This is a genomic window from Massilimicrobiota sp. SW1139, assembly GCF_012027715.1.
GTDB classification, from domain to species: Bacteria; Bacillota_I; Bacilli_A; order Erysipelotrichales; family Coprobacillaceae; genus Allocoprobacillus; species Allocoprobacillus merdigallinarum.
Genome location: NZ_SJOR01000003.1, coordinates 80875 through 106484 on the forward strand (window position 1 = coordinate 80875; position 25610 = coordinate 106484).

At 30.5% G+C, this 25610-nt stretch carries 33 protein-coding genes and 1 pseudogene; 11 read left to right on the forward strand and 23 right to left on the reverse strand.

Translation table 11 applies throughout. From position 1 onward, the window contains the following. Positions 1 to 70 precede the first annotated feature (70 nt). From E0K96_RS02725 to E0K96_RS02735, 3 genes are all read right to left on the reverse strand, one after another. A complete protein-coding gene (locus E0K96_RS02725; RefSeq protein WP_168080999.1) occupies positions 71 to 583 on the reverse strand; it encodes a metallophosphoesterase in 513 nt (170 codons plus the stop codon). 330 nt (positions 584 to 913) lie between these two features. Continuing rightward, positions 914 to 1087, reverse strand: a complete 174-nt coding sequence (locus E0K96_RS02730; protein ID WP_087244772.1) for a DUF4250 domain-containing protein — start codon at positions 1085 to 1087, stop codon at positions 914 to 916. Next, on the reverse strand, positions 1087 to 1905 hold the full coding sequence (locus tag E0K96_RS02735) for a Cof-type HAD-IIB family hydrolase (RefSeq protein WP_168081001.1): 819 nt from the start codon (positions 1903 to 1905) through the stop codon (positions 1087 to 1089). The genes E0K96_RS02730 and E0K96_RS02735 overlap by 1 nt, the downstream gene beginning before the upstream one ends. Positions 1906 to 2030: 125 nt before the next feature. On the opposite strand from E0K96_RS02735, the gene E0K96_RS02740 reads away from it, so the two are divergent. Further along, positions 2031 to 3005 carry a hypothetical protein gene (locus tag E0K96_RS02740; protein ID WP_168081003.1) on the forward strand — a complete coding sequence of 325 codons (975 nt, stop codon included), beginning with the start codon at positions 2031 to 2033 and terminating at the stop codon, positions 3003 to 3005. On the opposite strand, the gene E0K96_RS12310 is transcribed toward E0K96_RS02740, so the two are convergent. The 6 genes from E0K96_RS12310 to ispF all read right to left on the reverse strand — a co-directional run bounded on the left by E0K96_RS12310 (position 2998) and on the right by ispF (position 7410). Further along, entirely contained in the window at positions 2998 to 3327 is a 330-nt protein-coding gene (locus E0K96_RS12310) for a UTRA domain-containing protein (protein ID WP_168081005.1), read from the reverse strand. The genes E0K96_RS02740 and E0K96_RS12310 overlap by 8 nt on opposite strands. A gap of 287 nt (positions 3328 to 3614) precedes the next feature. After that, complete coding sequence (locus E0K96_RS02750; protein WP_168081007.1) at positions 3615 to 4058, reverse strand: DUF188 domain-containing protein; 444 nt, start codon at positions 4056 to 4058, stop codon at positions 3615 to 3617. Continuing rightward, complete coding sequence (locus tag E0K96_RS02755; protein WP_129739062.1) at positions 4055 to 4624, reverse strand: rhomboid family intramembrane serine protease; 570 nt, start codon at positions 4622 to 4624, stop codon at positions 4055 to 4057. The genes E0K96_RS02750 and E0K96_RS02755 overlap by 4 nt, the downstream gene beginning before the upstream one ends. Further along, positions 4614 to 5411 (reverse strand): DUF5011 domain-containing protein, encoded by a 798-nt coding sequence (locus tag E0K96_RS02760; protein WP_168081009.1) that lies wholly within the window; start codon positions 5409 to 5411, stop codon positions 4614 to 4616. The genes E0K96_RS02755 and E0K96_RS02760 overlap by 11 nt, the downstream gene beginning before the upstream one ends. Before the next feature lie 83 nt (positions 5412 to 5494). After that, entirely contained in the window at positions 5495 to 6925 is a 1431-nt protein-coding gene (gltX, locus tag E0K96_RS02765) for a glutamate--tRNA ligase (protein ID WP_168081011.1), read from the reverse strand. Between the two features lie 5 nt (positions 6926 to 6930). Continuing rightward, positions 6931 to 7410 (reverse strand): 2-C-methyl-D-erythritol 2,4-cyclodiphosphate synthase, encoded by a 480-nt coding sequence (gene ispF / locus E0K96_RS02770; RefSeq protein WP_087244780.1) that lies wholly within the window; start codon positions 7408 to 7410, stop codon positions 6931 to 6933. 132 nt (positions 7411 to 7542) lie between these two features. Between ispF and E0K96_RS02775 the strand changes: the two genes are divergently transcribed. Beyond that, entirely contained in the window at positions 7543 to 9213 is a 1671-nt protein-coding gene (locus E0K96_RS02775) for a glutamine--tRNA ligase/YqeY domain fusion protein (protein ID WP_168081013.1), read from the forward strand. An 8-nt stretch (positions 9214 to 9221) separates the two neighbouring features. Here E0K96_RS02775 and E0K96_RS02780 read toward each other — a convergent pair whose 3' ends face one another. Together E0K96_RS02780 and E0K96_RS02785 are read right to left on the reverse strand one after the other, a co-directional pair. Next, positions 9222 to 9848, reverse strand: a complete 627-nt coding sequence (locus tag E0K96_RS02780) for a GTP pyrophosphokinase (protein ID WP_168081015.1) — start codon at positions 9846 to 9848, stop codon at positions 9222 to 9224. Between the two features lie 78 nt (positions 9849 to 9926). Then, a complete protein-coding gene (locus tag E0K96_RS02785) occupies positions 9927 to 10958 on the reverse strand; it encodes a MerR family transcriptional regulator (protein ID WP_168081017.1) in 1032 nt (343 codons plus the stop codon). Positions 10959 to 11103: 145 nt separating this feature from the next. On the opposite strand from E0K96_RS02785, the gene E0K96_RS02790 reads away from it, so the two are divergent. Beyond that, positions 11104 to 11403, forward strand: a complete 300-nt coding sequence (locus tag E0K96_RS02790; protein ID WP_087245342.1) for a PTS sugar transporter subunit IIB — start codon at positions 11104 to 11106, stop codon at positions 11401 to 11403. On the opposite strand, the gene E0K96_RS02795 is transcribed toward E0K96_RS02790, so the two are convergent. The 3 genes from E0K96_RS02795 to E0K96_RS12290 all read right to left on the reverse strand — a co-directional run bounded on the left by E0K96_RS02795 (position 11398) and on the right by E0K96_RS12290 (position 13865). Next, positions 11398 to 12393 carry a Gfo/Idh/MocA family protein gene (locus tag E0K96_RS02795; RefSeq protein WP_168081019.1) on the reverse strand — a complete coding sequence of 332 codons (996 nt, stop codon included), beginning with the start codon at positions 12391 to 12393 and terminating at the stop codon, positions 11398 to 11400. The genes E0K96_RS02790 and E0K96_RS02795 overlap by 6 nt on opposite strands. Before the next feature lie 3 nt (positions 12394 to 12396). After that, on the reverse strand, positions 12397 to 13128 hold the full coding sequence (locus E0K96_RS02800) for a class I SAM-dependent methyltransferase (protein WP_087245338.1): 732 nt from the start codon (positions 13126 to 13128) through the stop codon (positions 12397 to 12399). Positions 13129 to 13223: 95 nt separating this feature from the next. Beyond that, complete coding sequence (locus E0K96_RS12290) at positions 13224 to 13865, reverse strand: CatB-related O-acetyltransferase (RefSeq protein WP_168081021.1); 642 nt, start codon at positions 13863 to 13865, stop codon at positions 13224 to 13226. Between the two features lie 352 nt (positions 13866 to 14217). On the opposite strand from E0K96_RS12290, the gene E0K96_RS02810 reads away from it, so the two are divergent. The 4 genes and pseudogenes from E0K96_RS02810 (at position 14218) to E0K96_RS02825 (ending at position 15440) form a co-directional block, all read left to right on the forward strand. Further along, positions 14218 to 14472, forward strand: coding sequence for a hypothetical protein (locus E0K96_RS02810; protein WP_168081023.1), 255 nt, complete (start codon positions 14218 to 14220; stop codon positions 14470 to 14472). A 53-nt stretch (positions 14473 to 14525) separates the two neighbouring features. Then, entirely contained in the window at positions 14526 to 14819 is a 294-nt protein-coding gene (locus E0K96_RS02815) for a PTS sugar transporter subunit IIB (RefSeq protein ID WP_370519868.1), read from the forward strand. Positions 14820 to 14823: 4 nt separating this feature from the next. Further along, entirely contained in the window at positions 14824 to 15120 is a 297-nt protein-coding gene (locus E0K96_RS02820; protein WP_087304998.1) for a PTS sugar transporter subunit IIB, read from the forward strand. A 14-nt stretch (positions 15121 to 15134) separates the two neighbouring features. Then, positions 15135 to 15440: pseudogene (locus E0K96_RS02825) on the forward strand (PTS sugar transporter subunit IIB). Between the two features lie 40 nt (positions 15441 to 15480). Here the strand turns inward: E0K96_RS02825 and E0K96_RS02830 are convergent. The 7 genes from E0K96_RS02830 to E0K96_RS02860 all read right to left on the reverse strand — a co-directional run bounded on the left by E0K96_RS02830 (position 15481) and on the right by E0K96_RS02860 (position 20429). Then, entirely contained in the window at positions 15481 to 16317 is an 837-nt protein-coding gene (locus E0K96_RS02830) for a MurR/RpiR family transcriptional regulator (protein WP_168081025.1), read from the reverse strand. Positions 16318 to 16330: 13 nt separating this feature from the next. Continuing rightward, complete coding sequence (locus E0K96_RS02835; protein ID WP_168081027.1) at positions 16331 to 17182, reverse strand: MurR/RpiR family transcriptional regulator; 852 nt, start codon at positions 17180 to 17182, stop codon at positions 16331 to 16333. Between the two features lie 49 nt (positions 17183 to 17231). Further along, positions 17232 to 18080, reverse strand: coding sequence for a Cof-type HAD-IIB family hydrolase (locus E0K96_RS02840; RefSeq protein WP_087304995.1), 849 nt, complete (start codon positions 18078 to 18080; stop codon positions 17232 to 17234). A 152-nt stretch (positions 18081 to 18232) separates the two neighbouring features. Continuing rightward, positions 18233 to 18811, reverse strand: coding sequence for a hypothetical protein (locus E0K96_RS02845; protein ID WP_168081029.1), 579 nt, complete (start codon positions 18809 to 18811; stop codon positions 18233 to 18235). Between the two features lie 15 nt (positions 18812 to 18826). Beyond that, entirely contained in the window at positions 18827 to 18940 is a 114-nt protein-coding gene (locus E0K96_RS02850) for a helix-turn-helix transcriptional regulator (protein WP_165352215.1), read from the reverse strand. A gap of 92 nt (positions 18941 to 19032) precedes the next feature. After that, positions 19033 to 19686 carry an HAD family hydrolase gene (locus E0K96_RS02855; RefSeq protein ID WP_087245316.1) on the reverse strand — a complete coding sequence of 218 codons (654 nt, stop codon included), beginning with the start codon at positions 19684 to 19686 and terminating at the stop codon, positions 19033 to 19035. A 2-nt stretch (positions 19687 to 19688) separates the two neighbouring features. Further along, complete coding sequence (locus tag E0K96_RS02860; RefSeq protein WP_168081031.1) at positions 19689 to 20429, reverse strand: EFR1 family ferrodoxin; 741 nt, start codon at positions 20427 to 20429, stop codon at positions 19689 to 19691. A 247-nt stretch (positions 20430 to 20676) separates the two neighbouring features. On the opposite strand from E0K96_RS02860, the gene E0K96_RS12235 reads away from it, so the two are divergent. Together E0K96_RS12235 and E0K96_RS02865 are read left to right on the forward strand one after the other, a co-directional pair. Beyond that, complete coding sequence (locus E0K96_RS12235) at positions 20677 to 20805, forward strand: hypothetical protein (RefSeq protein ID WP_255376347.1); 129 nt, start codon at positions 20677 to 20679, stop codon at positions 20803 to 20805. A 2-nt stretch (positions 20806 to 20807) separates the two neighbouring features. After that, on the forward strand, positions 20808 to 21362 hold the full coding sequence (locus E0K96_RS02865; RefSeq protein WP_168081033.1) for a hypothetical protein: 555 nt from the start codon (positions 20808 to 20810) through the stop codon (positions 21360 to 21362). A gap of 60 nt (positions 21363 to 21422) precedes the next feature. Here E0K96_RS02865 and E0K96_RS02870 read toward each other — a convergent pair whose 3' ends face one another. Beyond that, positions 21423 to 23042 carry a CTP synthase gene (locus tag E0K96_RS02870; protein WP_168081035.1) on the reverse strand — a complete coding sequence of 540 codons (1620 nt, stop codon included), beginning with the start codon at positions 23040 to 23042 and terminating at the stop codon, positions 21423 to 21425. Positions 23043 to 23145: 103 nt separating this feature from the next. Beyond that, positions 23146 to 23619, reverse strand: a complete 474-nt coding sequence (locus E0K96_RS02875) for a GNAT family N-acetyltransferase (RefSeq protein WP_168081037.1) — start codon at positions 23617 to 23619, stop codon at positions 23146 to 23148. Positions 23620 to 23739: 120 nt separating this feature from the next. Between E0K96_RS02875 and E0K96_RS02880 the strand changes: the two genes are divergently transcribed. Beyond that, entirely contained in the window at positions 23740 to 24435 is a 696-nt protein-coding gene (locus E0K96_RS02880) for a response regulator transcription factor (protein ID WP_168081039.1), read from the forward strand. Then, positions 24432 to 25556: a sensor histidine kinase gene (locus tag E0K96_RS02885; protein ID WP_168081041.1), complete on the forward strand. Its 1125-nt coding sequence runs from the start codon at positions 24432 to 24434 to the stop codon at positions 25554 to 25556. The genes E0K96_RS02880 and E0K96_RS02885 overlap by 4 nt, the downstream gene beginning before the upstream one ends. Positions 25557 to 25610 lie beyond the last annotated feature (54 nt).

Here is a 25610-nt window from a genome sequence, read left to right on the forward strand (position 1 = left end):
TCATTATAGATTTGAATTGATTTTTTTCATATTCATAAATACTATACTTATGATTTAGTTAAATACAAATTTATATATGAAAGAAATTAAAAATTTCATCAATACTTACAGGTCTATATTCATGCGCATCCACACCAACATCATATCTATAAATACCTTCTTCTCTCATTTTTAAATTATAACTCCTATCATTATGTTGATGTCCATGTAAATGAATAGAACCTCTAAAGGAATGATTCCACTCTAAAAAAGGATAATGTGATAAAACAAGAAATTTCTTTTGATACTTTAGTTCTTTATAATCACAGACTTCTTCAAACAAACATTCATCATACTTTTTATCATGATTCCCTTTTACTAATATTTTTCTTCCATTTAACTTTGAAATGATCTGATTAGCTTCATCTAAAGACAATTTCATTGTTAAATCTCCTAAGATATAGATAAAATCATTCTTTTTTACAAACTGATTCCAGTTTTGTATCAATGTTCTATTCATCTCATCAACATCTTGAAATGGTCTATTGCATAAACGCAGAGCATTTTGATGTCCTAAATGTAAATCACTTGTAAAATAAATCATTTGATCACCTCCATGACAATAAAAGGTATAGTTGATAAACCATACCTTTACGATAACACACCTTTCATGACATGTTAATATTTTATAAAGATTTTTCTGATATAAAAAGTCATATGAATAAGATACTATACTTATTTCCAATCTAAAATTAGTTTAATTCCTATAAAAAAACACAATTATCAGTAAACCTTATCATCACAAATGTATTTCAAATGACGTTTGTTATAAAAAGAGTATTTTTTTAAAAAAATAAACCTCTATAATATGAAATGAATCTCGTTATTAGAACACTCAAATAACAAAATTCTTCTCATATTTGTAGAGGCTTTTTTATTTAAATTGATTTAATTGTTCATCGTAGATGTAATCAATCTTTTGTAATGTTTGGATAACTTCATCCTGTGAAACATCCAAATCATCACATAATGATTCTAATGAATCATATTGATCTCTCAGTTTCATATTGATAAAACTTAAAAGCATGGCTGGATCTTTAGGTAACATTAGTATTCAACTCCTTCATAGATTTGTGATAAAACATATGCAATACCATCTTCATTATTTGATTTCGTTACGACTTTTGCACGTTGTTTCACTTCTTCAACTGCATTTTCCATCGCAACGCCAAGTCCTGCATATTCAATCATACTTAAATCGTTATAGCCATCTCCAAAAGCTATGACCTCCTCTTGTTTAATGCCTAAACTCTTAGCTAAACGATCAAGAGAAGCTGCTTTATCTATATTTTTGGCCATCACTTCTAAAAAGAATGGTGCACTACGATAAATACTTAATTCATTTCCAAAAGGCTTTTTAAATTCTTCTTCAATAGAAGCAATATATTCTGGTGTTCCCGTTAATAAAACTTTATGTATAGGATTTTCTAATATATCAATAAAAGATGAAACCTGATATTTTCTTATATCATTAATTTTTGCTTCAATGCAAACATACTCATCGTCAATATCTTCTGTATAGATACTATCATTTTTATATGTCATACAAGCTAAGTTGTATTGTTTAGCTTGTGTATACACCTTTTTAGCTTCTTCAATAGATAATGTTTGTTCATATACTGTTTCCTGATTCTGTACAGTTCCCACTCTGGCACCATTAAAAGAAAGTAAATATCCACCAAATTTATCCAACAATAATTCTTTAGCTTCATGTCTAAGTCCTGCTGTTGGTCTACCTGAAGCCAAAACAATCTTAACTCCCTGTTTTTGAACTTCGATTAAAGCTTCTTTTGTTTTAGCAGTGATTTGATTATCAGAATTCTTTAAAGTCCCATCTAAATCTAATGCGATTAATTTATATTTCATCATAACCTCCTGTTTTTTTACTATCTTATAAAATTTTGTATCATTTGTCTATATTCTATTTTCCAAGATAATCACATATTTTATAAGCATATTTATGGTATAATGACTATCAGGAGGGGATAAAAATGAATCTCAAAAACAAATTAAGAAATCAGATGATTATTCTCACAATACTATCATTCTTTATATTTCTCTTTTTCTTCTTGCGTATTAATGTTTATACTTATACACCTATCTTTCGTATAATCTATACAATCGTTTTTATAAGTATCATATTGATACAATGGATCATGTATTTTTCTCAAAATAAAAAAATACCAGCTATTCATGACTGGTTAGAAAACTTTCTTGCCAAACATCCAGATATTCAACATTTGCAATCTTTATCTTACGCTACAATATACGCTCAAAAACGTATCTTCGCCTTATTAGTCTATTATTTCTGTTTAAATATTATGGTTATTGTTTTTTCTTATTATATTATTATGCGTATTCTCTTTAATCAGCCGATAAACATGATTTTCTTGTTGTTTATAGTCTGTTTGTTGATAATTGTATTTGTATATGCATACATCTATACGCATATTGAAAAAACATATTATCAGTCCTATTTATATCAGGATTGTCAACTCTATATACAGATGACTTATCATCTTTGTTGTATCCCTGTCTTTCAAAAAGCAATCTTGAGTTACAATACACTTATGAATGTTTCATCAGCATTGGGAAGATTGGGTTATCCTCAGGAAGCTTATGATTTTTTACTTATATGGAAACAAAATGCCAAAAGACTTCCTATCCTCACAAAACTTTATTACTATGAACATTGCATTGCTCACTTAGCAATGCTACAGGATCTTGAAAAGTTTGAGGATGCTTATACAAAGTTTCAAACTCTTTATCAAAGTCATCCTCGTTTACACCAAAGAGAAAATATCAAAACATTAACTTTGATTGTTTCTCTTTATGTCGCTTATATTCATAATCAACCTGAAGAAGTCCTTCAACTCAAAAAACAAATACTATCATCTCATAATGATCTTCCACCTCAAATCAAAACAATTTTTGAATGGGCAGAAAACAAAACACAATTCATTTAATCAACATTATAAAGACTATGAACAAGGACAGACCTTTTACCATACGTATGACGTGAACGAACATATTCAAAAGGAGTCCATTATTTAAATACGTTACTTGTTGTACTTCAAGCATAGGTGTTGTTGGTGTACATTTTAAGTATTCGACTTCCAAGTTGTTTGGTAAATCAGCCCTAATCTTACGATTAGCACCAACAATCTTAAGTTTAAAATTTTCCTTTATATCATTATAAAACGAAGATAATAAAATCTCTTCTGTTAAATGGGGTATAACTTGAACTGGAACTTTTAAATATTCTATTAAATAGAGTTCTTTATCCAATAAACGCAGACGAAAACAAATTCCTATAAGAAGACCAAAAAGCGTCCAAATGGACGCTTTTAAGTCGTATTCAAAAAATTAATCATTCAATAAAAATATTTTTTATTTCAATACAAAGAAATGATTTATTACTTACACATCTTCGATACCTCTCTACAATTAAATACTATATAGTGAGTTCATTATATCAAAGCGAATCATCACTTAAATCAAAATACTTAATCAACTACGTCATTAATAATCAATCTATAGTGACTATGTTTTATCATCAAATGAATGAAACATTATCACCTTTTTAACGAAATACTCAAAATAGTTTCTAACTGTTTTAAAAAATAATCCTTACTTTCTTTTGTTGGTTTAGATGGACCTTTGATATGCTTATGACTTTTTCTTTGATGAGCCCCAATATAACGTCTTAATAAAAGCTCATCAATATTCTGTGATGTGATTTTTAGCCCTGAGACATGTAAAACATAAGCGCCTTTTCCTAATGCCAGGGCTGCCAACCCATAGTCTTGAGTAATGAGTAAATCCCCTTTTTTCAAATCAGATAAAATACGCATATCAACACTATCTTTACCAATTTCACATTCTATAACAGGATAAGGGGCATCCTTTAATAAATGGGCATAATCTAAATACACAAACATCTCTATTTGATAGTCTAATGTCAATTGATAAATGTCATTTTTATACATGGCAGCATCGCCATCAACAATCACTCTCATACAATATGTAGTGCCAAAATCAAAACCATAGCGACAATACCACCAATAAGTCCACCAATATGACCTGTTTTAGAAATACGTCTATCCATGAATGTATAAATCAGATTGATAATAATCACAAATGCAAAATCATTTAATACACTCATAAACGGACCACCTAAAATATATCCTAAAGCAATGATGGCTCCAAAAAATCCAAAAACAACACCACTGGCTCCAATCGTTAAAGTCTGATAATAACGTGATGAAATTTGTGATGCACTATAACTTAATAATGAACTTAATATCATGGATATAATAACCAGATACAAGTAAGGAACTGTTCCTAGACAAGCCTCTAGAAAATGTCCTACCTGATATAATGCATATGCATTCATTAAAAAGTGAAAGAATTCTGCATGTATAAAGTGACATGTTATAAAACGCCAATATTGATGACGTTCTTGAATATAAGGAGGATAAAATCCTCCTAATTTTAATGCACAACTCCATTTATCATCATGTTGTATAAACTGAATATATATAAATATAACTGCACAAATTAATACATAAATATTAGTTATCATCTTCTACCTCTATAACTGTAATTGTTCTTACGACTTGTGTCGTATTTCCATCTTTATCACTAACCGTATACATAATCTCATAGATTCCTGGTACCTGATTATCAACATGTCCATCGACAATCAGACGTGATGTAATATCTCCTTCAATATCATCTGTCGCATAAACACCATCATATAAATCCACACTCTCTCCAACATGAATTTCAAGGTTTTCAATACCTTTAATTGTTGGTGCAATAGCATTTTTTTCTACAACAACCTTGACTCTTAAAGAACTTGACTGGTTGCCATGCTGATCTTCTACAATGATACGTTCAATCTGTGTTCCTTCAATTTCAAAAGATTTTGTTTCACTCTTTTTACCACTTTTTTCATCATAGAAATAAACCTTTGTAAGTGAATGGTCTTCAACATTTTCAATCAAGTCTTCAGCTTGAAGTGTTTCACCTAACTGAACATGCCATTCTACTTTCTTTAATTGAAACTTAGGTTTAATTGTATCTTCTACCACAATCTCAAAATATTGTGTTTCATTAAAATAAGTAATAGATGCCTGATATGTTCCAACTTCCTTTGAAACATGTGATAAATCTAATTTCACATTTTTTAAGACTGAATGATTCGCATTGACATATTCACTAACCTCTGTAGGAATAACTTGTCCATATTGAAATGTAAAAACATTTCTTTTTAATTTAATTGGGGAAATTGTTAATGCTAAATAAATTAATATTGTATCAACAAGAATAAAAAAGCTTAAAATTGAAACAATAATTTTATTCTGCATAGTATACACCCCCTATTAAATATTATATCACTAAAATATGAAATTTTTGTGTCTAATGCTTTTTCTTTTGAAAAAAGAAGGGATTACCCTTCTAATCTTGATAAAACTTTTGTTTTTCCAAGCAAAGCAATTGATTTTGTTAAATCTGGTCCATGCATAATACCAGTCGTTGCAATACGAATTGGCATATATAACATCTTTCCTTTTGCTTTCGCTTCTTTTTGTGTTGCTTTAATACATGCAAAGATATGATCTGCATCAAATTCTTCATCTGACAATTGTTCTAAATGTGATTTAAACACTGCTAATGTATTTGGAATAGATTCATCCTGCATAAATTCTTGAGCTTCTTCATTGATCTGCATGTCATCTTCAAAGAATAATGCAACCTGTTCAACAATTTCTTCACCATAACTGATATGATCACGATGAACATCAATTAACTGTCTGATCCATTCATCACTCTTATCAGATAAATCATAAGCCTTTTGTAAGAATGGTAAACACAAATCAACCAATTCATCTAAAGTTTTTTCTTTTAAATATTGGCTATTCATCCATTTTAATTTATCGTTATCAAAAATAGCCCCTGATTTAGAGATACGATCAACACTAAATGATTGAATCAATTCATCCAATGTAAACAATTCTTTTTCTTCTTTTGGTGACCATCCTAACAATGCAATATAATTTAAAATAGCTTCACTTAAATATCCTTTTGAAATTAAATCCTGATAAGAAGCATCCCCATTACGCTTACTTAATTTATGTGTTTCATCTTTCATCACAGGTGGACAGTGAATATAAACTGGTGGTTCCCATCCAAATGCCTGATATATCAAATTATATTTAGGTGTAGAAGATAAATATTCATTTCCTCTAACAACATGTGTAATATTCATTAAATGATCATCAACAATATTAGCAAAATTATATGTTGGATATCCATCACTCTTTAACAATACACCTTCAGATAATCCCGCATTTTCAACTTCAATATGTCCATAAACTTCATCATCAAAAGAAGTGACTCCTGTACTTGGAATTGTTTGTCTGACAACATATTTTTCACCATTAGCAATTCTTTGTTTTGCTTCTTCTAAAGATAATGATTTACATGGATCGATATATCCTAATTCTTCATGATCAGCATTTTCTTTTTTCGCTTCTTCAATTGTTTCTTCATCACAGAAACAATAATGTGCACCACCTAATTCTACTAATTTATCAGCATATTCTTTATAAATAGCTAATCTTTGTGATTGAATATAAGGTCCTACATCTCCTGGTTTATCTGGTCCTTCATCATAATGTAAACCTGTCTTATCAAGAACATCATAAATCATATCAACTGCCCCAGCAACTTCTCTTTGCTGGTCAGTATCTTCAATTCTTAAAATGAAATCCCCACCATCATGTTTTGCAATCAAATATTCATACAAAGCTGTTCTTAAATTCCCAATATGCATATAACCTGTTGGACTTGGGGCAAATCTTGTACGTACTTTACTCATTTTCTCTATCCTTCCTTATTTAATAATACAACACTCTGGGCAACAATACCTTCTTTTCTTCCAACAAAGCCCATCTTTTCGCCTCTTGTGGCTTTAATATTAACTTGTGTGATGTCACAATGAAGAACACGAGCAACATTGTCTTTCATCTTGGCAATATGTGGAGCCATCTTAGGTTCTTCACACAAAATTAAGCTATCAATATTTCCAATCTGGTAACCTTCTTTTTTCATCATCTGATACGTATATTCTAATAATAACATGGATGAAATCCCTTTGTATTTTGGGTCTGTATCTGGAAAATGCTTTCCAATATCACCAAGTCCCATGGCACCAATAATACTTTCAATAATCGCATGAAGCAAAACATCCGCATCGCTATGTCCTTTTAAACCTTTTTCGTAAGGAATTTCCACACCACCTAAGATAAGTGGTCTACCTTCTACTAACTGATGAATATCAATAGATTGTCCAATTCTCATCATACACATCACCCTTTCTGCCCTATTCTAGCACAAATAAGATGAATATACAAAACTATATCTTATGAAACTGTTTTATATTTTCAAAAAATATGGTAAACTAAAGCATATATTGAAACAAGGAAGGTTGGACACATGGATAATAAAGAAGTTATAAGTAAAAATTTTATTGAAAGAATTATAGATAAAGATTTAGAGGAAGGAACATATACAAAAGTTGCTACACGTTTTCCACCTGAACCTAATGGATATTTACATATTGGACATGCGAAGTCTATCTTATTAAATTATGGACTCGCTAAAAAATATAACGGAACTTTTAATCTTCGTTTCGATGATACAAATCCAACAAAAGAAAAGACTGAATTCGTTGACTCTATTGTTAAAGATGTGGAATGGTTAGGTGCTCATTATGATGGTGAAATCAAGTTTGCTTCTGATTATTTTGAAGATATGTATGAAGCTGCAGTGAAGTTAATCAAAAAAGGAAAAGCCTATGTTTGTGATTTAACAGCCGAACAAATCAAAGAATACCGTGGAACATTAACAGAACCAGGAAAAAATTCACCTTATCGCGATCGTAGTATTGAAGAAAACCTTGATTTGTTTGAAAGAATGAAAAATGGTGAATTTGAAGATGGAAGCAAAGTCTTACGTGCTAAAATTGATATGGCTTCACCAAATATCAATATGCGTGATCCGATTATTTATAGAATTGCCAGAATGACACATCATAACACTGGTGATCAATGGTGTATTTATCCAATGTATGATTTTGCTCATCCTATTGAAGATGCGATTGAACATATCACTCATTCTATCTGTACACTTGAATTTGAAGATCACCGTCCTTTATATGATTGGGTTGTCCAAGAACTTGAATATCCTGAACCACCAAAACAAATTGAATTTGCAAAACTTTATTTAACAAATGTCATTACTGGAAAACGTTATATTAAACGTTTAGTTGATCAGGGTATTGTTGATGGATGGGATGATCCACGATTAGTTACCATTGCTGCTTTAAGAAGAAGAGGATTTACACCTGAATCATTAAAGAATTTCATGGATTTAGTTGGTGTCGCAAAAAGCAATTCATCAGTTGATTATGCAATGCTTGAATATTGTATTCGTGATGATTTAAAACCAAAAGCACCTCGTGTTATGGCTGTTTTAGATCCTATTAAGCTTGTGATTGACAACTACCCAGAAGATCAGGTTGAATACTTAGATGCGCAAGTGAATATGGAAAATCCTGAATTAGGTGTAAAACAAATTCCATTCTGCAGAGAGTTATGGATAGATAGAGATGACTTTATGGAAGAACCACCTAAAAAATATTTCCGTTTATTCCCAGGTAATGAAGTCCGTTTAATGAATGCTTACTTTGTTAAATGTGTAAGTTATGAAAAAGATGAAAATGGAAAAGTGACTGTTGTACATTGTACTTATGATCCAATCACAAAAAATGGAACTGGCTTTACAGGTCGTAAAGTCAAAGGAACAATTCATTGGGTACCAGTACCTTTCGCAAAGAAAGTCACTGCCAGATTATATGAAAATCTTGTGGATGAAGAAAAAGGTGTTTACAATGAAGATGGAAGTGTCAATTTAAATCCAAATTCATTAACAGTTGTTGAAAACTGTTATATTGAACCAGCTATTGAAGATGCAAAACCTGGAGATTCATTCCAGTTTGTAAGAAATGGATATTTCTGTGTTGACACAAAAGATTCTACTGATGATCATCTTGTCTTTAATAGAATTGTCTCTTTAAAAAGTTCATTTAAATTACCAAAGAAATAAGATGGGGGCTACCCATCTTTTTTATGTACTTTCTGATATATTTTTTGCATTTGTAAATCCGTTAATGCCATACAACTGGCACATTGTTGGAGTTCTTCACAAATATCCTGTGATACCTGATCTTTGTTTTTATATAAAATTTCATGTTCTAAACTGGCCCAAAAATCCATTGCAATTGTTCGCATTTGAATTTCGACTAGAAGCTTCATTTTTCCAGATTTCAAATAAACAGGTACCTCTAATACAAGATGCAAAGAGCGATAACCTGTATCTTTAGGATAATCAATATAATTCATTTTCTTTACTAATATAATATCATCATGCATGATTAATAATTGAGAAATATATTGAATATCATTAATATAATGACAAATAACTCTTAAACCAGCAATATCATTTAACTTTTCTAAAGATTGTCTTTCTAAAGGATATTGCTTTCGTTGCAGTTTGTCTATGATGCTTTCAGGAGATTTAATACGTGATTGAATATTATGAATGGGACTATATCCATTTTCACACTTCAATTCATCATCAATACTTTCTAACTTCATTTTCATGACTTTAATAGCCTGTCGATAAGGCTGCATTATTTTCCAAAAAGTCTTATGATCATTCAATTCATCTTTCAAGTCCATAACATCACCCAATCATCATTGTACGTCAGATTATGAAAAGGATTATCATATAAATATGTGAAAAAATAAAACAGAGAATTAACTCTGCTTTATCATATAATCTGTTAAATTAATACCATGTTTCATAGCATATAGAACATGATTTTTATCATTGATATGAGCCACTTTTGCTTCTAAGATAGTCGCAATATATCTGGCATCATCATCTAAAATCATCGGCCAGAAAAAGTAGAATCTTGTCCCATCTTTAAAGAAAAACTCAAAATCAGGAACATAGACTTCATAGGCAACAAGGCTTGCTCCCATGGCATTCATATATTTACGATTTGCATAAACATTGACTTTTTCAATATCTTCATAACGATAATAATGCATAATCTTTTCATCTTTACCCGTCAACACTGCAAAGAAATATTTTAAATTATCCATCATTCCTTTAAATTCATAATAGCGAATACCATCTCTTAAAAATTCTACAGACTGGTCTAAAGAGTTATCTAACATCATGGATGGGCCTGTTGCACGATTAGCCACTCCAATCGACACAATGGTTAAAGTGATAAACATTAAAGCAAAAAGAGTCCACCATATCCAAGACTGTTCTATAACAAGTCTTAACCAGATCATGACTGTTCCTGTCAAAAATAATGAACCTAATACTTCATAAATAATTTGTCTTTTAGCCCATGCCTTTGTTAGCTTTCTTCCTAACGATACAGTATTGGTTGTTTTTTGAATACCTAACTTCCAATGATGTGAGGTTTCTTCAATATCCTGTAAAGCTGGAATTAATGGTAAATCTTTATCATGATAGTTATCAATCGTTTTTTTAATTTCTTTCATATTTTCTATTTGATTATCCAAATGAATCTGATTGACTCTTAAACATTCATGAAAATCTAAATGTCCATTAACAATAGCTTTAACATCATCAATAGAAATATTTAATCCTCTTAAAAATTTAATTAATTTTAAGACCTGTAAATCTTCATCACTATAGTTACGATAACCATTATCATCTCTTTGAGGAGTAATAAAACCTTCTTTTTCATAATAACGAATGGTATGTTTACTTAGCCCTAATTCTCTTTCTAAATCACTTGTTTTCATATTATTTCCCTTCTTTCTACTTATATTGAACACTATGGAGTCACTCTACAGTCAAGAGTTTTTTTGATTTGATTGAAGTTTTTTCACTTTTTATAACAATATGATAAAATAGAATTATAAAGAAACATAGAAAGGAGAAAAACTTATGAAAATTTTATTATGTTGTAAAGCAGGTGTGACTTCTAATATGTTTGCCTCTGCCTTAAAAGATGAAGCTTCTAAAAAAGATATGGAAGTTATCATTTGGGCAACTGCAGAAACAATGATTGAATATTCTATTGAACAAGCAGATTTAATTCTTGTTACACCACAGCTAAAAAGCTCCGTATCTAAATTTGAGGATCTTGCCAAAGCTGGAACTCCTGTTATTTTGATCAGTGATGAAGATTTTGTTCAATTCAATGCAAAGAAAGTTTTAGAAGAAGCACTTGCCAGTCTTTCATAATGATGACACTTGATCAGCTGGAAAAAGAATTCCAGCTTTTCTTCTGGCTATAGTTTGAACTTTACAAACTGTTAAGCTATGTTTCAACATCTCATAACATCTTTGATAATCTTGATTTTGATACATATCTACAAATGCCTGCATTTCAGCATACATAACATGTTGATGTTGATGATCTGTTCGTATGCTTGTTCCATCATGATTAACCCATTCAACAGTCTTGATAAAACTTGATGGTGTATCCACATAAAAATATCCTTTTTCTCCTTGAATGGTATTGAATGAAGGCGATTGACAATCTTTCGCCCCAATACATACACATTGAAAATGTGGATATTGTAAGACAAGAACACCCGATGTATCAATATGATGTTCAATACAAGGATAATAATGGATATCCTGTGGTTCTCCAAATAATCCCACAACAAAATGAATATTATAAATATTGATATCCATCAATGCGCCACCTGATTTGGTATAATCAAATACCGGCAAAATATCTCCTTCAAGAAATTTTTGATAGCGTGATGAGTACTGACAGAAATGACATTGTACAATCTTGATATTTCCTATTTCATGAAGATGATCTTTTATATATTGATAATGAGGTAAATATTGATTTGTAATAGCTTCCCATAAAAACAAATGGTTTTCCATGGCGATTTTTTGAAGAAATAATGCTTCCTGATAAGTCGATGTCATTGGTTTTTCTATAATAACATGTTTATGATGTTGCAAAGCCTTTTTAGCAAATTCAAAATGCAAATGATTGGGTAATGCGATATAGATAGTATCGACATGGTGATCATTTAATAATTGTTCATAATTTGTAGAATAACGTTCAAAACCATATTGTTCTACAATCTGTTTTAGCTTTTCCTCACTTCTTTGAGTTCCTGAAATATAAATGAGCTGAATATCTTTGATTTCATGAATAAAGGAAAGAAATTCACCCACAATCATACCACTTCCTACAATTCCCAGTTTCATCATTTACACCTTTTGTACCGCAATCAGCAACATCATAGGTCTACGCATTTCATCTTTCATACCATCCATATTCATCATTTCTAAAGGTGGTTGAGGTTCAACAACATGTTGAATCATGAAGCCATGTTTCATGAGCGTTTCAAGATATGTCGTCAAAGTACGATGATATTTCACCACTTTTTCTTGTAAAAAGACAGCTTCACGTTGTCCTTCATAAAAATAACGATCAACTGGAAAATGTAAAATATTCCCATTTTCATCGTAATACCAATCCTGATTTCCATAAGATGTGAAAACAGGATGCTCGACTGAAAACACAAAATTTCCACCCTTTGTTAACCAATTGGCAATATGTTGAACCAATTGTTCATAATCTTTGACATAATGTAATGCCAATGAACTGAAAACCACATCAAAACTATCAGGTTCTAATGTTAAATCTTCCATAGCGATTTGACGATATTCTATTTGAGGATGTGCATGCTTTTGTTTGGCCGTTTCTAGCATACGTTTAGAAATATCAACACCCAAAACATATTGCGCATGATGTTCCATCGCATATTGACAATGCCACCCATATCCACAGCCTAAATCTAAAACTCTTTTTCCTTGAAAATCTGGCAGTAGCTTTTCAAATTCATGCCACTCACCAGCTCCTTGAAGTCCGTAAATAGAACGATACATTTGACTATATTTTTCAAAAAAGACTTCATCATCATATTTATTCTCTTTCATAAATAACCTTCTTTCCCTTTTATCTTAGCATATCCATGAAAAAAAGCATATGTTTTTCACATACGCTTAATGACTTATATTCTCCCCATATCTTTTTAAAATGATTGAATCTGCTTCTTAACTTCATCTAAGTCTGAATTGCATAAAATCGGCAAAGCATCTACTAATTGCTCTGGAGGGAGATCCCACCATTTCCACTGTAATAAAAGTTCAATCAATTCATCATCAAATCTTTTTCTAATGAATCGCGCTGGATTACCACCAACAATAGTATAAGGCTCGACATCTTTTGTCACAACACTATGTGCTCCAATAATAGCGCCATCACCAATATGTACGCCTGGCATAATGACACAATGTCGCCCAAACCAGACATCATTGCCAATGACTGTATCTCCTTTAAATGGTAACTGGGATAAATGATCAGGAACTCGTTTTGCCCATTCACCACCCATCACAGCAAATGGATATGTCGACACACTATTGATACGATGATTGGCTGAACCCATAATAAATTGTGTTCCAGAAGCAATCGAACAAAATTTCCCAATAATCAGATGATCGCCAAATTCAGGATAATTAAATAAAATATTATTTTTTTCATAATGAATCGCATCTTCATCATCATAGTAAGTATATTCACCAATTTCAACATGACTTGCTTTCACAACATTTTTAATAAAACAAGATGTTAAATATTCATTCGCAAATAAAGCTTTTGGATCAGGTATTTTCATTCATTATTCACTTCTTATATTCTATTTTTTATAACCACACCCTTTCCTTCTCTATGAACCACTGCTATGGCCTTCTTTAAACGTAATTCTTTCATGATGAAACTGCTTTTTTATGATTTTTATATATATAGGTTATCATAAAACCTTTCATTCTTCATTACAAATTCTTTAAATCTTTTAGAAATAAACAAAGATTATCAAAGTGAATGAACTTTGAAAAATAATTTTCATAATCAAAAGTATAATGATTCTTTTTTATGAGAAAAATATTTCTTTTCAATATCAAGTTATACCATCTCTTCTTTTTTTATCTATAATCATAAGTGATGATAGATATAGTGAGGTGAGCAAGATGGATCATTTTTTATCTGAATGTCAATATGAAATCCTTTATCAGTGGTTAAAACATCATTTACCTAACGGTTTTATAGATTCAAAGAATGAATGGGCCCATTCTTTAACCACGATATATAAACAATATCATATTGAAATTTCTTTCTATGATAATGGTGTCATTGAAGAAACAATCAATGATACAAGTAATGGGGATGTTGTATACTATATACATTTCTTATTCTTAAATTTTAATCAGAGCGTTAAATTTTAAAAGACTTTCTTATATATCTCAAATCTCTGACAATTCAAAAAAAGAACATCCTCATTTGTTGTAGTTGTGGTTTAACATCTTCTTTATTTGCTGAAAAGTTAGAAGAAAATTTTAAAAAGCAACATATGAATGTACATATTGAAGCATGTGATATTCACACCTTGGCAAATAAATCATCAAATTATGAACTTGTTTTATTAACACCTCAAGTTCATTATTACAAACCACAATTATTACAATTGATCGACAAACCTATTATTACAATTCCGACTACAGATTATGCCTGTCATAATTACAACCACATTATATCTATCATAGATTCCTATTTATTGAAGGAGGACATATAACATCATGAATATATTATTAGTCTGCTCTGCTGGTATGTCTACAAGTTTACTTGTGACAAGAATGTTAGACTATGCCAAAGAAAAACAAATCAATGTTCACATTGAAGCACATCCTGTTGGTGAGGTTGAAAGCTATGGGCAAGATGCTGATGTCATTTTATTAGGACCTCAAGTTCGTTTTCAACTTTCTCATATCAAATCACGTTTCCCAGAGAAACCAGTTGAAGTCATTGATATGCGTGATTATGGTATGATGGATGGTCAAAAGGTTTTGAATCATGTTTTAGAAATGATGAAGTAAAGGAGTAAAAAACTATGAAAAAGATACTATTAGCCTGCAACGCAGGAATGTCAACAAGTTTGCTTGTTTCTAATATGCAAAAATATGCTAAAGAAATTGGAATTGAAGTTATGATTGAAGCTATGCCTGTGCTACAGGCAGAAAAGTCATGGTAAGATTGGGATATTATTTTGTTAGGACCTCAAGTCAGACATGTGATTGGTAAATTCAAGGAAACTGTTCAAGATCAAATTCCTGTTCTTGTGATTGACATGCGTGACTATGGATTAATGAATGGAAAAAATGTTTTAAACACTGCTTTAAAAGCATTAGAAGAATAATAACCAAAAAAGAAACTCTCACTTTTGTGAAAGTTTCTTTTTAGTCTGTATAATGTTTCAAACGACTTTCCAGATTTTTTTCATAATCCCTATTAAAATAACTGGCATATATACAATCCAATAAATATTGTAAAGATATGCGGGATGAAAAAGATGCTATTTTTTCTTCAGAATCTTCATAGGGTGAAAAATACAAATGATAATCAACATCCTTAGCAAAAGGTATTTCAATAGTAGATGAAATCAAAATCATTGTCACACCTTTTTCTTTTAAAATCTGAACTATCTCATTCATATGAGGTGTCCTTCCAGCATAACTGATCAGCATCACAACATCACCTTTTTGACAAGAATACGCATACCAATGCTGATAATATCTTTCTTTCGCAACATCAATACGTAAACCTAATTCCAGCATATTCTGTTGAAAGCATTCTGCCATAAAGTAATTACCAATAGATGAAAAAATAATAATATGGTTCGCATTATATAATGCCTGTATGACTTTTAAAAAAACCTTGAGATCAATAAGTTCAATTGTAGAACGAATTGTCTGGTCATATAAAGAAGACATCTTTTCCATAATCTGATGATGAGTATCATGTTTTTGAAAAGGATAATTATAGTCAACTTCTTTGTCTTTATGAGAATAATTGTCTAGTTGTAAAGATACTTGTACTTTTAACTGATTGAATCCTGATAAACCTAATTTTTCAACAACTCTATAAATTGTCGAAACAGAAACATAACTCTTTTTTGCAATATCTTGTACATCACACTGCACAATATCACGGGGATGATTTAAAATATATTCAGCAAAAATCTTTTCTCCTTCTGTGAAATGATGTTCATTTTTTATTTTAGCAAAAATATTCATAAATGACCTTCTTTCAATCATGTTTTGTCATTGTTTCATAGTAATACAATTTCTTATCAATGTTGTTTTGATAATCCAATCTAAAATAACAAGTATAAAGACAATCAAGTAAATACAATAATGATAAACGTGTTGCAAAAGATGAAATCTTATTATAGTGATCTTCATATGAACTCATATATAAAATATGCTGAGCATACTTTTCTAAAGGATTTTCTAAAGTAGATGTAATCAAGATCATCGGTGTCTTGTTTTTCTTTAACATTTGTGCAATATGTTCACTGGAAGTTCCTCTCCCACCAAACGAAATGACAATCGCCACATGATTTTTATCACTACTGACAGCTGATAAATTCTGCTGATAATCTTCAATGGGAACATTGACCAAAACCCCAATCTCCTGCATCTGAAATTTAAAATTCTCAGCAAAGAAGATATTTCCAGCTGAAGTATAAATATCAATCATTTGAGCTTTTTTTAATAGACTTGCTGATAAACGAAGCTGTTCTAAGTCTAAAAGATTTAAAGTTGATGTCACTGTTTGTTTATAAACATCTTTAAGTTTATGTGCAATCTGATATTGTGTTTCATTTTGCTTAATTGGATAATTATAATCAAAATCTTCAGATTCTTTTAAATAATCTTCAATAGATGCAGAAACCTGTAATTTTAAATCGGATAATCCTGTGATTCCTAATTTATGACAGAGTCGATAAATAGTTGATATAGATACATAACATTTTTCAGCTATTTGTGTAGCATTATATTTCATAAAATCATCTGTATGTTGTTTCATATATGCAACTAATACTTTTTCATTATCTGTTAAATCAATAATTTGGTCTAATTTATTAAAAATGTTCATAAGAATCACCTCATGAACATTATAATTGATATTTTTCAATTTCACAATTTTATTTTATTTCAGGCATGTATTTATATAATGATTCAGCAATTCCATCTTCATCATTAGATAATGTAATATCATCAGCAATATCTTTTAAATCCTGAACAGCATTAGCCATAGCAACTCCTGTTCCAGCATATTTCACCATAGATGCATCATTATGTCCATCACCAAAAGCAATCATTTCATCTTGTGTATAACCCATTGGTTTTAAAACTGAATCAAGTGCTTTGGCTTTATCAATTCCTTTTGCTGTAAATTCAAAATAGAAATCACCAGTAAACATACAGCTTAAAGTATCTTTAAAAGGTGCTTCCATTTCTTTATAATGTGCCTGTAAATATTCTGGATCAGATGTTGTTAAAATCTTGTTAAGTGGGAAATCAACAAATTCAGCTAAATCATCAACTTCACATAATTTATATTTTCCACCACGTGATTCATATTCCATGACATTAAATGGTTTTCCATTCCATTGAATCATATTATCATAAACATTTGTTACATACATGTATTCCCCTTTATCAATCATAGGGCGTACACGATCAAATTTTTTCATATGTTCCAAAACAGCTTTAGCTTCTTCTACACTTAAAGCCTGATTAAATAAGACTTCATCTGTTTCACAATCCACAACTTTAGACCCATTATAACAAACCAATAATCCATGATGTTGATCCATCTTTAATTCTCTTGCAAAATCTCTTAATCCTGATGTAGGTCTTCCTGAAGCTAAAATCAAAATAGCCCCTGCTTCTTCTGCTTTAATTAAAGCTTCTTTTGTTTTAGGTGTAATCACTTTTTGACTATTAGAAAGTGTCCCATCCACATCCATAATAATAACTTTTATTGACATAAATTCTTCCTCCTTCATCGCTGGTTCATTTTATCATTTTTCTCATATCCCACTCAACAAAACGAACAAAAGATGAAAAAAACATGTCAAAAAATAATCAAATTATTTTGATTGATGCGAAAAGTCTATCAAAGAATTGACCTTCAATGCTCTCATGACTTTTTTTGATAAGTCCATATTCTATCAACTTCATTATGAAACCTCGTGACATATAACCAATGAAATAAAAACGTATTCAAAAATATATTCACAAAAGCAATTAACCAGGCACTTTCATAGACATAGAAAACAAGAAAATAGATAAACCCTGATAAAGCAATGATAATAGGTATAAAAATCATATTATATATTATAAGATTAATAGCTATTGTTTCCTGCATATATTGAAAATGTGTCTTGATATGTTTTATCAGCAATAAAAGTATCACAATCACAAAAAATATATCAACAGGATCAAAGAAGATTGATTTTTCAAATTCTAAAAGGATATACAAGAAATCTTCAGTAACTTGACCATACCATCCTTGATTATAAGCAAAGATAATCATCAAAATACTGACAATATTAAAAACAAAGTTCACGACATGATAATTCATGTTATTCATAATTGCATATTTTTTTTTTAAAAATCTAGATTTTTGTTGAGTGAATTGTCTTTCACCATTTAAAATTTCATCCACATTCACTTGAAAATATTTTGCCATATCAATAATGACATCATAATCAGGCATATTCTTGCCATTTTCTCAACGTGATACAGTTCTATGATTGACACCTAATATTTGAGCTAATTCTTCTTGAGTTAAAGAATGACTTTGACGCAATTCTTTAATAAAGCTTCCAATCTTTTTTTGATTCATACGCTTCATCCTCCTTTGTTATATCGTAACATTTTCACATAAAAAAGGATACGACACAAAGTGAGAATAAAGAAAAAAGTCCTTAAAAAGGACTATAAATACTCAAAAACATCTAACAAAGAATCAATACATGTAATATCTGGATCTTCAATGTCTTTATGTCCAATCAGGAAAGCACGCATTCCAACACTTTTCGCTGATTGCATATCTTTGTTGTAACTATCTCCTATATAAACCGCTTCGCTTGCTTTTAATTTTGTTATTTCTAGTGCTTTTTCAAACATTTCTTTGGCAGGTTTATAATAATGTGTTGTTTCACTGGAAATAATACCTTTTGGTTTTAATTCCAAATTTTTCATATTTTCTTCTACATACTGTAAATCATTATTCGTAATAATATATATAGGTAAAGGACATTGTTCAAAAAAATCATAAGAATCATCATATGCTGGTGTATGAATCCAATGTTGTACAAGTAAATCACAATAATGCTGACTATCTCCCTGTAAACCTATTTGATCTTTAATACTTTCAAATGCTTCAAAAGCTATTTCATACTCATTTTTATAATCTTTTCCATTATAATGCATAACTAATTCATCATGTTTTTGATACCACATTTCTCCTAGTTTTTGTGGATCTTTTTCATTTGAATTTTCTACACATTCATCTAATAATTTTGTTAACCATTCACTTGTGTCATATACCAATGTTCCCATATGATCAATGAATATCGCCTTTAACATGATTAACCTCCTATCAATTCACTTTGCTTATACAAAGTACAAACTTTTTGAATTTTTTGACGTGTTGCTTCAACTTGCTGTAAATCACAAACCCTTGCATGTGTTGGACAAATTGAAACACAACGCATACATGAAATGCATTTTGTTTCATCAGTGACTTGTAAATGATGACAATCAATGGCTTCTACAGGACAAAGTTTAGCACATAATCCACATTTTGTACACTGAGAAGTTGCTTTTGGTTTGAGTCCTCCATGGAATTCCTTATAAGGTCTATGTCCTGGAACTTCAATAGGGTGAAGATTGTTTTTTAAAGTTTCTATTAACTTTTGAATATGTTGATAATCTTCCTGATTAGGTCTTCCTTTCGCATAATCGTGGACAATAGAATGTTCACAAACAACAGCCATTGCACCTTCACAAATAAATCCTAATTCATCTAAAGTATCTTTTAATTCTATAAATGTATCATCATAATGTCTATTTCCATAAGTCACAACGAGAATAACAGGTGTCTGATTTCCTTTCAATAATTTTAATCGTTCTACAGCAATAGATGGAACTCTTCCACCATATGATGGGACACCTACAATACATAAATCTTCATGTGAAAATTCATGTGTTGAAAAATCCGTTCTTGATAAATCATATTCCTGTATAGGTTTATCCCATTGTTTTCCTATAAATCGTACAACTTCCTGAGTACTTCCTGTACCACTAAAATAAATAAGATGAATAGACATATACATTCCTCCTATGCATATCACTATTCTAACATATTTTCCAAGACTTTCCATTAACAAATATTCAATATTCAAAAAATCACTATTTATGAGCTATAACAGTTTGTTGAATATGAAGCTTAAAAATATATGCTTTAAGCAATTTTTGTGGTATCATATGTCTGTATGAAAAAATATTTTCAAATTGATCTAAAAAAGAAGAAAAATGAACTTTTTTTGCGTATATGAATAATAGGAGGTATGATTCATGTCTCAAAAAAAGTACAAGCTTCAAAAGATTTTTGATATTCGTATCAGAACATTATTTAAAAATCATCATATCGTGGTCGATTTTATCAATGGTATCCTTTTTTATGGAAATGCAATCATCAGATGATTATGGGTGTCATGACATTGGTTGTCTATTACGAACAAAAGAAATGGAGTGCTCCTAGAGCATACGAGGACATGATGAAGCCCATACCTCCTGTTTTCAAAAACTATATGAATGTTGCATCCTATCCACTCATTGAAATGAGATACCTGGACCCAGAAAGATTTCACACTCAAGAACTTAAAGAGCTTATTACTGGATTGAAATATTTGTACAATCATCAATATGATGAAACTCATGATATAACAGTTAGTCATGAAATCGCAATCTCACTCGCAGCACTTACAAAAAACACACAAATTTATGAAAAGGTAAAGGATAAAAAGATTGATATGTGTCAAGCTATCAGAGATTATGGAAAAGAAAATCTAAGAATAGGAAAAAAAGAAGGTATCATCCAAACTTTAATTAAACAACTGCAATCAAAATTAAGATTTCTTTCAAAAGATACCCTTGCAAAAATCGAATCATGCAATCAAGAACAACTTGATTTACTTACAATACATATTTTTGATATTCATAGTGAAAAAGATATTCTTCGTTATTTATCTTTTGATTAATGTATATTTGATAGATGGATTATTTAAAAAAGCTCATACTTTATATGTAAAAAGAACATTCTATTTTTGAATGTTCTTTTCATCGTATTTTTTATGATAAGCAGCTGTAATCAAACCTTGAAATAATGGTTCACTACGATTAGGACGTGATGAAAATTCTGGATGGAATTGACACGCTACAAAATAAGGATGATCTTTCAGTTCAATAATTTCCACAAGATTTCTTTCTGGATTCTTACCTGAAAAAATAAGTCCATGTTGTTCCAAGATATCTTTATATTTATTATTAAATTCATAACGATGTCTATGTCTTTGTTGAATCAAGTCTTTGCCATATAGTTCATGAACACGACTTCCTTTTAATAACTCACAATCATAATTTCCTAGTCTTTGTGTACCACCCATATCATCCAATGTCTGATCACTCATTAAATGAATTAATGGTGTTGCACACATCTCATCAAATTCAATAGAGTTGACATCTTGAAGTCCACAGACATGTCTTGCAAACTCAATAGAAGCCAATTGCATTCCTAAACAAATACCTAAAAATGGAATCTTTTCTTCTCTTGCAAAGCGAATAGCTTTAATCATTCCTTCAATACCACGTTGTCCAAATCCACCAGGAACCAAGATACCATCTGCTCCCTTTAACATGTCTCCTACATTTTCATCATTAATGTCTTCAGCATTAATCCAATCAATATGTACGGTACTATTTTCATAATAACCTGCATGGCGTAAAGCTTCATTAACTGATAAATAAGCATCTGGTAATTGCACATATTTTCCAACCATCTTGATTGTTAATTCTTTATTAAGACCTTTAACACGTTGAATAAGCTGTTGCCATTCTGTCATATCAGCTTTTGGAGCTTCTATTCTTAAATGATCCAATACCAAATCATCCATATGTTGATCCAATAACATCATTGGCAGTTCATATAAAACATCAACATCATAATTAGAAATTACAGCTTCTACTGGGACATTACAGAATAAAGAAATTTTTTCTTTTAATTCCTGATCAATATGTTTTTCACTACGACAAACAATAATATCTGGCTGAATACCATATCCTCTTAGTTCCTTAACACTATGTTGTGTTGGTTTGGTTTTGACCTCATGGCTTGCTCCAATATAAGGCAATAATGTTGTATGTATATAAAGAGTATTTTTATATCCAATATCTAAACGGACTTGTCTAATGGCTTCAATAAAAGGCAAACTTTCGATATCTCCAACAGTTCCACCTATTTCAGTAATCACAATATCTGCTTGACTGCTTTTAGCAGCTGCATAAATTTTTGCTTTGATTTCATTGGTAATATGAGGAACAACCTGAACTGTTGCCCCTAAATAATCTCCACGACGTTCTTTAGAAATGACATCACTATATATTCTTCCTGTTGTAATAGATGAGCTACGATTCAATTCTTCATCAATAAAACGTTCGTAGTGTCCTAAATCCAAATCAGTTTCCGCCCCATCAGCAGTGACAAACACTTCACCATGTTGAAAAGGTGACATTGTTCCTGGATCCACATTAATATAAGGATCAAGTTTTTGCATAAAGACTTTCAATCCTCTTTGTTTTAATAATCTTCCTAATGATGCAGCTGTCAATCCTTTTCCTAGTCCTGATACAACTCCACCAGTTACAAATATAAATTTAGCCATTTTATTCTCTCCTTTCACAAATAAAAATGCACCCTAGCGGAAAGCCAGAGTGCCCTTTCTTATTCTAGCAAAAAATATTTATCAAAGCAATTATTTTTTCTTATTATTCTGATAATTTTCTTAAAGATTCACCTGTTATACGATAAACAGTCCACTCATCCATGGCTTTTGCACCTAATGAAAGGTAAAAATCAATACTTGGCTGATTCCAATCCAAACACCACCATTCCAGCCTTCCACATCCACGTGTGACTGCAATTCTTGCAAGTTCTTTAATCATGGCTTTACCATAACCATGTCCACGATATTCTGGCATAATATATAAATCTTCTAAGTAGAGACCTGCACGTCCTAAAAATGTTGAAAAATTATGAAAAAATAAAGCAAAACCTATCTTTTTATGATCGACAACCGCAAAAATAACTTCTGCTTTTTCTTTATCAAATAACCATTCTTCAATTAATTCCTCTGTCGCTATGACTTCATTTTCTAATTTTTCATAACGTGCCAGATCTTTGATAAACTGTAGTATGATTGGCACATCTTTTCTACTCGCTTTTTCAAATATGATATTCATATGATAAACTCCCTTTTCTATTTTTATACATCATTATAACATATATTTTAGCTTATTATTTTATAAAAATGATTGTCGTTTTGATTATTTTCTATATAATAAGCATAGGAGGCGATCTATATGGAAAATCCACATATTCTTGTTGTTGATGATGAAAAAGAAATTACTGATTTAATTGAAATCTATTTAACCCAAGAAGGATATACTGTTGAAAAAAGATATAACGCATCTTCTCTTATAGATGATATTCCTCGATATCATATTGATCTTGTCATCTTGGATATCATGATGCCTGAAATAGATGGTATTCAAGCATTGAAAATGATTCGAGAAAAATACAACGTTCCTGTCATCATTGTTTCTGCAAAAACAGCTGATAATGATAAAATTGAAGGATTATTAACTGGTGCTGATGACTATGTGAGTAAACCATTTAATGCAATGGAACTTGTTGCCAGAGTCAAATCACAACTTAGACGTTATCATGTCTTGAATAAACCGATTCATCATTCTTCTTATATTATTGAAGCAACCGATTTAATGATTGATACACAAAAAAAGCTAGTGACATTAGATGGAAAGCCATTAGCTTTAACACGCATTGAGTATGAAATTCTCATCTTATTAGCAAGTCAACCTGGAACTGTCTTTTCTATTGAAGATATCTTTGAAAAGATATGGCATGTTAAATCACATAATTCTAATAATACAATTATGGTTCATATTAGAAAATTAAGAGAAAAAATAGAAAGGCAGCCAAGAAATCCTCGACACATTAAAACTGTCTGGGGTGTTGGTTATAAATTTGAATTATGATAAAGAAAATACAAAGATTATTGATCAGTAGTTTTCGATGGCGTTTATTTATTAATATCATTGTTGCTTATCTGATTGCATTTTTATGTGATGTTGCTTTAATGATCATTTTACAACATACCAATGTTTTTCATTTACCTTATGAGTGGTTATACCTCATTGCTTTTCTTATTTCTTTATTAATTTTTTTAGTTACTTTTTTTGATTTAATGAATATCACTTTAAAATATATTGATGTTTTAAGTGGAACTATTCAACGTGTCACTGCTGGTGATTATGAGGTCGAAGCCCCTATCAAATATGATGATGAACTGGGGTTATTAGCAGCCAATATTAATGCTCTTGCGAAAACATTAAGAGATAAGGAAAAAGAAAGTGAAATTCTTAAAGAAAATGAACGTATGGCCTATGATGCCGAAAGAAATGCTGAAAAACAAAAAAATGATTTAATTACAAATGTTGCTCATGATTTAAGAACACCTCTGACAACTATTGTGGGTTATTTAGAGTTAATTAAGAATAACCAGCAATTAACGAAAGAGGAAATACAAAAATATTCAAGTGTGGCTTATGAAAAATCAAAAAGGCTTCAAAGCATGATGGATGATTTATTTGAGTTTACAAGCTTAGATCAGGCCAATGTCAAGATTCATATGGCTACCATTAATATTACTGAGTTAATCTTACAGATTGTTGATGAGTTTTACCCAACATTTCAGGAACATCATATTACGCCTGAAGTGAAAATCAGTCAAAATAATTTATTTATTAATGGGGATGGACAATTAATCGCAAGAGTTTTCGATAATCTTTTATCTAATGCAGTAAAATATGGACAGGATGGAAAGAAAATTAAAATTGAAGTTATCAATGATGAAGAAACTGTTACTATCAAAATTATGAATTATGGAAATCCTATTGATAGTGCTGATTTACCATATATTTTTGATAAATTTTATCGCAGTGATGCATCTCGTTCTTCATCAACTGGTGGAACTGGTTTAGGCTTAGCGATTGCTAAAAATATTATTCAAATTCATAATGGAGAAATCTTAGCTACGGGTCACCAGGATAAAACAACATTTATTGTGATTTTACATAGATTACATACAAATGAATAAATATTTTTTCTTATCGAATAAAGATTGCAATTTATTGAATGAAAAGGTACAATG

Bases quoted from the DNA above. Each gene is read 5' to 3' on its own strand.
- E0K96_RS12290 (WP_168081021.1), bottom strand. From the start codon at position 13,865: ATGAAAATACCTGATCCAAAAGCTTTATTTGCGAATGAATATTTAACA.
- E0K96_RS02740 (WP_168081003.1), top strand. From the start codon at position 2,031: ATGAATCTCAAAAACAAATTAAGAAATCAGATGATTATTCTCACAATA.
- E0K96_RS02790 (WP_087245342.1), top strand. From the start codon at position 11,104: ATGAAAATTTTATTATGTTGTAAAGCAGGTGTGACTTCTAATATGTTT.
- E0K96_RS02845 (WP_168081029.1), bottom strand. From the start codon at position 18,811: ATGCCTGATTATGATGTCATTATTGATATGGCAAAATATTTTCAAGTG.
- E0K96_RS02810 (WP_168081023.1), top strand. From the start codon at position 14,218: ATGGATCATTTTTTATCTGAATGTCAATATGAAATCCTTTATCAGTGG.
- E0K96_RS02775 (WP_168081013.1), top strand. From the start codon at position 7,543: ATGGATAATAAAGAAGTTATAAGTAAAAATTTTATTGAAAGAATTATA.
- E0K96_RS02820 (WP_087304998.1), top strand. From the start codon at position 14,824: ATGAATATATTATTAGTCTGCTCTGCTGGTATGTCTACAAGTTTACTT.
- E0K96_RS02830 (WP_168081025.1), bottom strand. From the start codon at position 16,317: ATGAATATTTTTGCTAAAATAAAAAATGAACATCATTTCACAGAAGGA.
- E0K96_RS02800 (WP_087245338.1), bottom strand. From the start codon at position 13,128: ATGAAAGAGAATAAATATGATGATGAAGTCTTTTTTGAAAAATATAGT.
- E0K96_RS02865 (WP_168081033.1), top strand. From the start codon at position 20,808: ATGGGTGTCATGACATTGGTTGTCTATTACGAACAAAAGAAATGGAGT.
- E0K96_RS02850 (WP_165352215.1), bottom strand. From the start codon at position 18,940: ATGAATCAAAAAAAGATTGGAAGCTTTATTAAAGAATTGCGTCAAAGT.
- E0K96_RS02785 (WP_168081017.1), bottom strand. From the start codon at position 10,958: ATGAAAACAAGTGATTTAGAAAGAGAATTAGGGCTAAGTAAACATACC.
- E0K96_RS02780 (WP_168081015.1), bottom strand. From the start codon at position 9,848: ATGGACTTGAAAGATGAATTGAATGATCATAAGACTTTTTGGAAAATA.
- E0K96_RS02795 (WP_168081019.1), bottom strand. From the start codon at position 12,393: ATGAAACTGGGAATTGTAGGAAGTGGTATGATTGTGGGTGAATTTCTT.
- E0K96_RS02840 (WP_087304995.1), bottom strand. From the start codon at position 18,080: ATGTCAATAAAAGTTATTATTATGGATGTGGATGGGACACTTTCTAAT.
- E0K96_RS02750 (WP_168081007.1), bottom strand. From the start codon at position 4,058: ATGAGAGTGATTGTTGATGGCGATGCTGCCATGTATAAAAATGACATT.
- E0K96_RS02870 (WP_168081035.1), bottom strand. From the start codon at position 23,042: ATGGCTAAATTTATATTTGTAACTGGTGGAGTTGTATCAGGACTAGGA.
- ispF (WP_087244780.1), bottom strand. From the start codon at position 7,410: ATGATGAGAATTGGACAATCTATTGATATTCATCAGTTAGTAGAAGGT.
- E0K96_RS02835 (WP_168081027.1), bottom strand. From the start codon at position 17,182: ATGAACATTTTTAATAAATTAGACCAAATTATTGATTTAACAGATAAT.
- E0K96_RS02880 (WP_168081039.1), top strand. From the start codon at position 23,740: ATGGAAAATCCACATATTCTTGTTGTTGATGATGAAAAAGAAATTACT.
- E0K96_RS12235 (WP_255376347.1), top strand. From the start codon at position 20,677: ATGTCTCAAAAAAAGTACAAGCTTCAAAAGATTTTTGATATTCGTATC.
- E0K96_RS02760 (WP_168081009.1), bottom strand. From the start codon at position 5,411: ATGCAGAATAAAATTATTGTTTCAATTTTAAGCTTTTTTATTCTTGTT.
- E0K96_RS02855 (WP_087245316.1), bottom strand. From the start codon at position 19,686: ATGTTAAAGGCGATATTCATTGATCATATGGGAACATTGGTATATGAC.
- E0K96_RS02725 (WP_168080999.1), bottom strand. From the start codon at position 583: ATGATTTATTTTACAAGTGATTTACATTTAGGACATCAAAATGCTCTG.
- E0K96_RS02875 (WP_168081037.1), bottom strand. From the start codon at position 23,619: ATGAATATCATATTTGAAAAAGCGAGTAGAAAAGATGTGCCAATCATA.
- E0K96_RS02885 (WP_168081041.1), top strand. From the start codon at position 24,432: ATGATAAAGAAAATACAAAGATTATTGATCAGTAGTTTTCGATGGCGT.
- gltX (WP_168081011.1), bottom strand. From the start codon at position 6,925: ATGAGTAAAGTACGTACAAGATTTGCCCCAAGTCCAACAGGTTATATG.
- E0K96_RS02860 (WP_168081031.1), bottom strand. From the start codon at position 20,429: ATGTCTATTCATCTTATTTATTTTAGTGGTACAGGAAGTACTCAGGAA.
- E0K96_RS02730 (WP_087244772.1), bottom strand. From the start codon at position 1,087: ATGTTACCTAAAGATCCAGCCATGCTTTTAAGTTTTATCAATATGAAA.
- E0K96_RS02735 (WP_168081001.1), bottom strand. From the start codon at position 1,905: ATGAAATATAAATTAATCGCATTAGATTTAGATGGGACTTTAAAGAAT.
- E0K96_RS02755 (WP_129739062.1), bottom strand. From the start codon at position 4,624: ATGATAACTAATATTTATGTATTAATTTGTGCAGTTATATTTATATAT.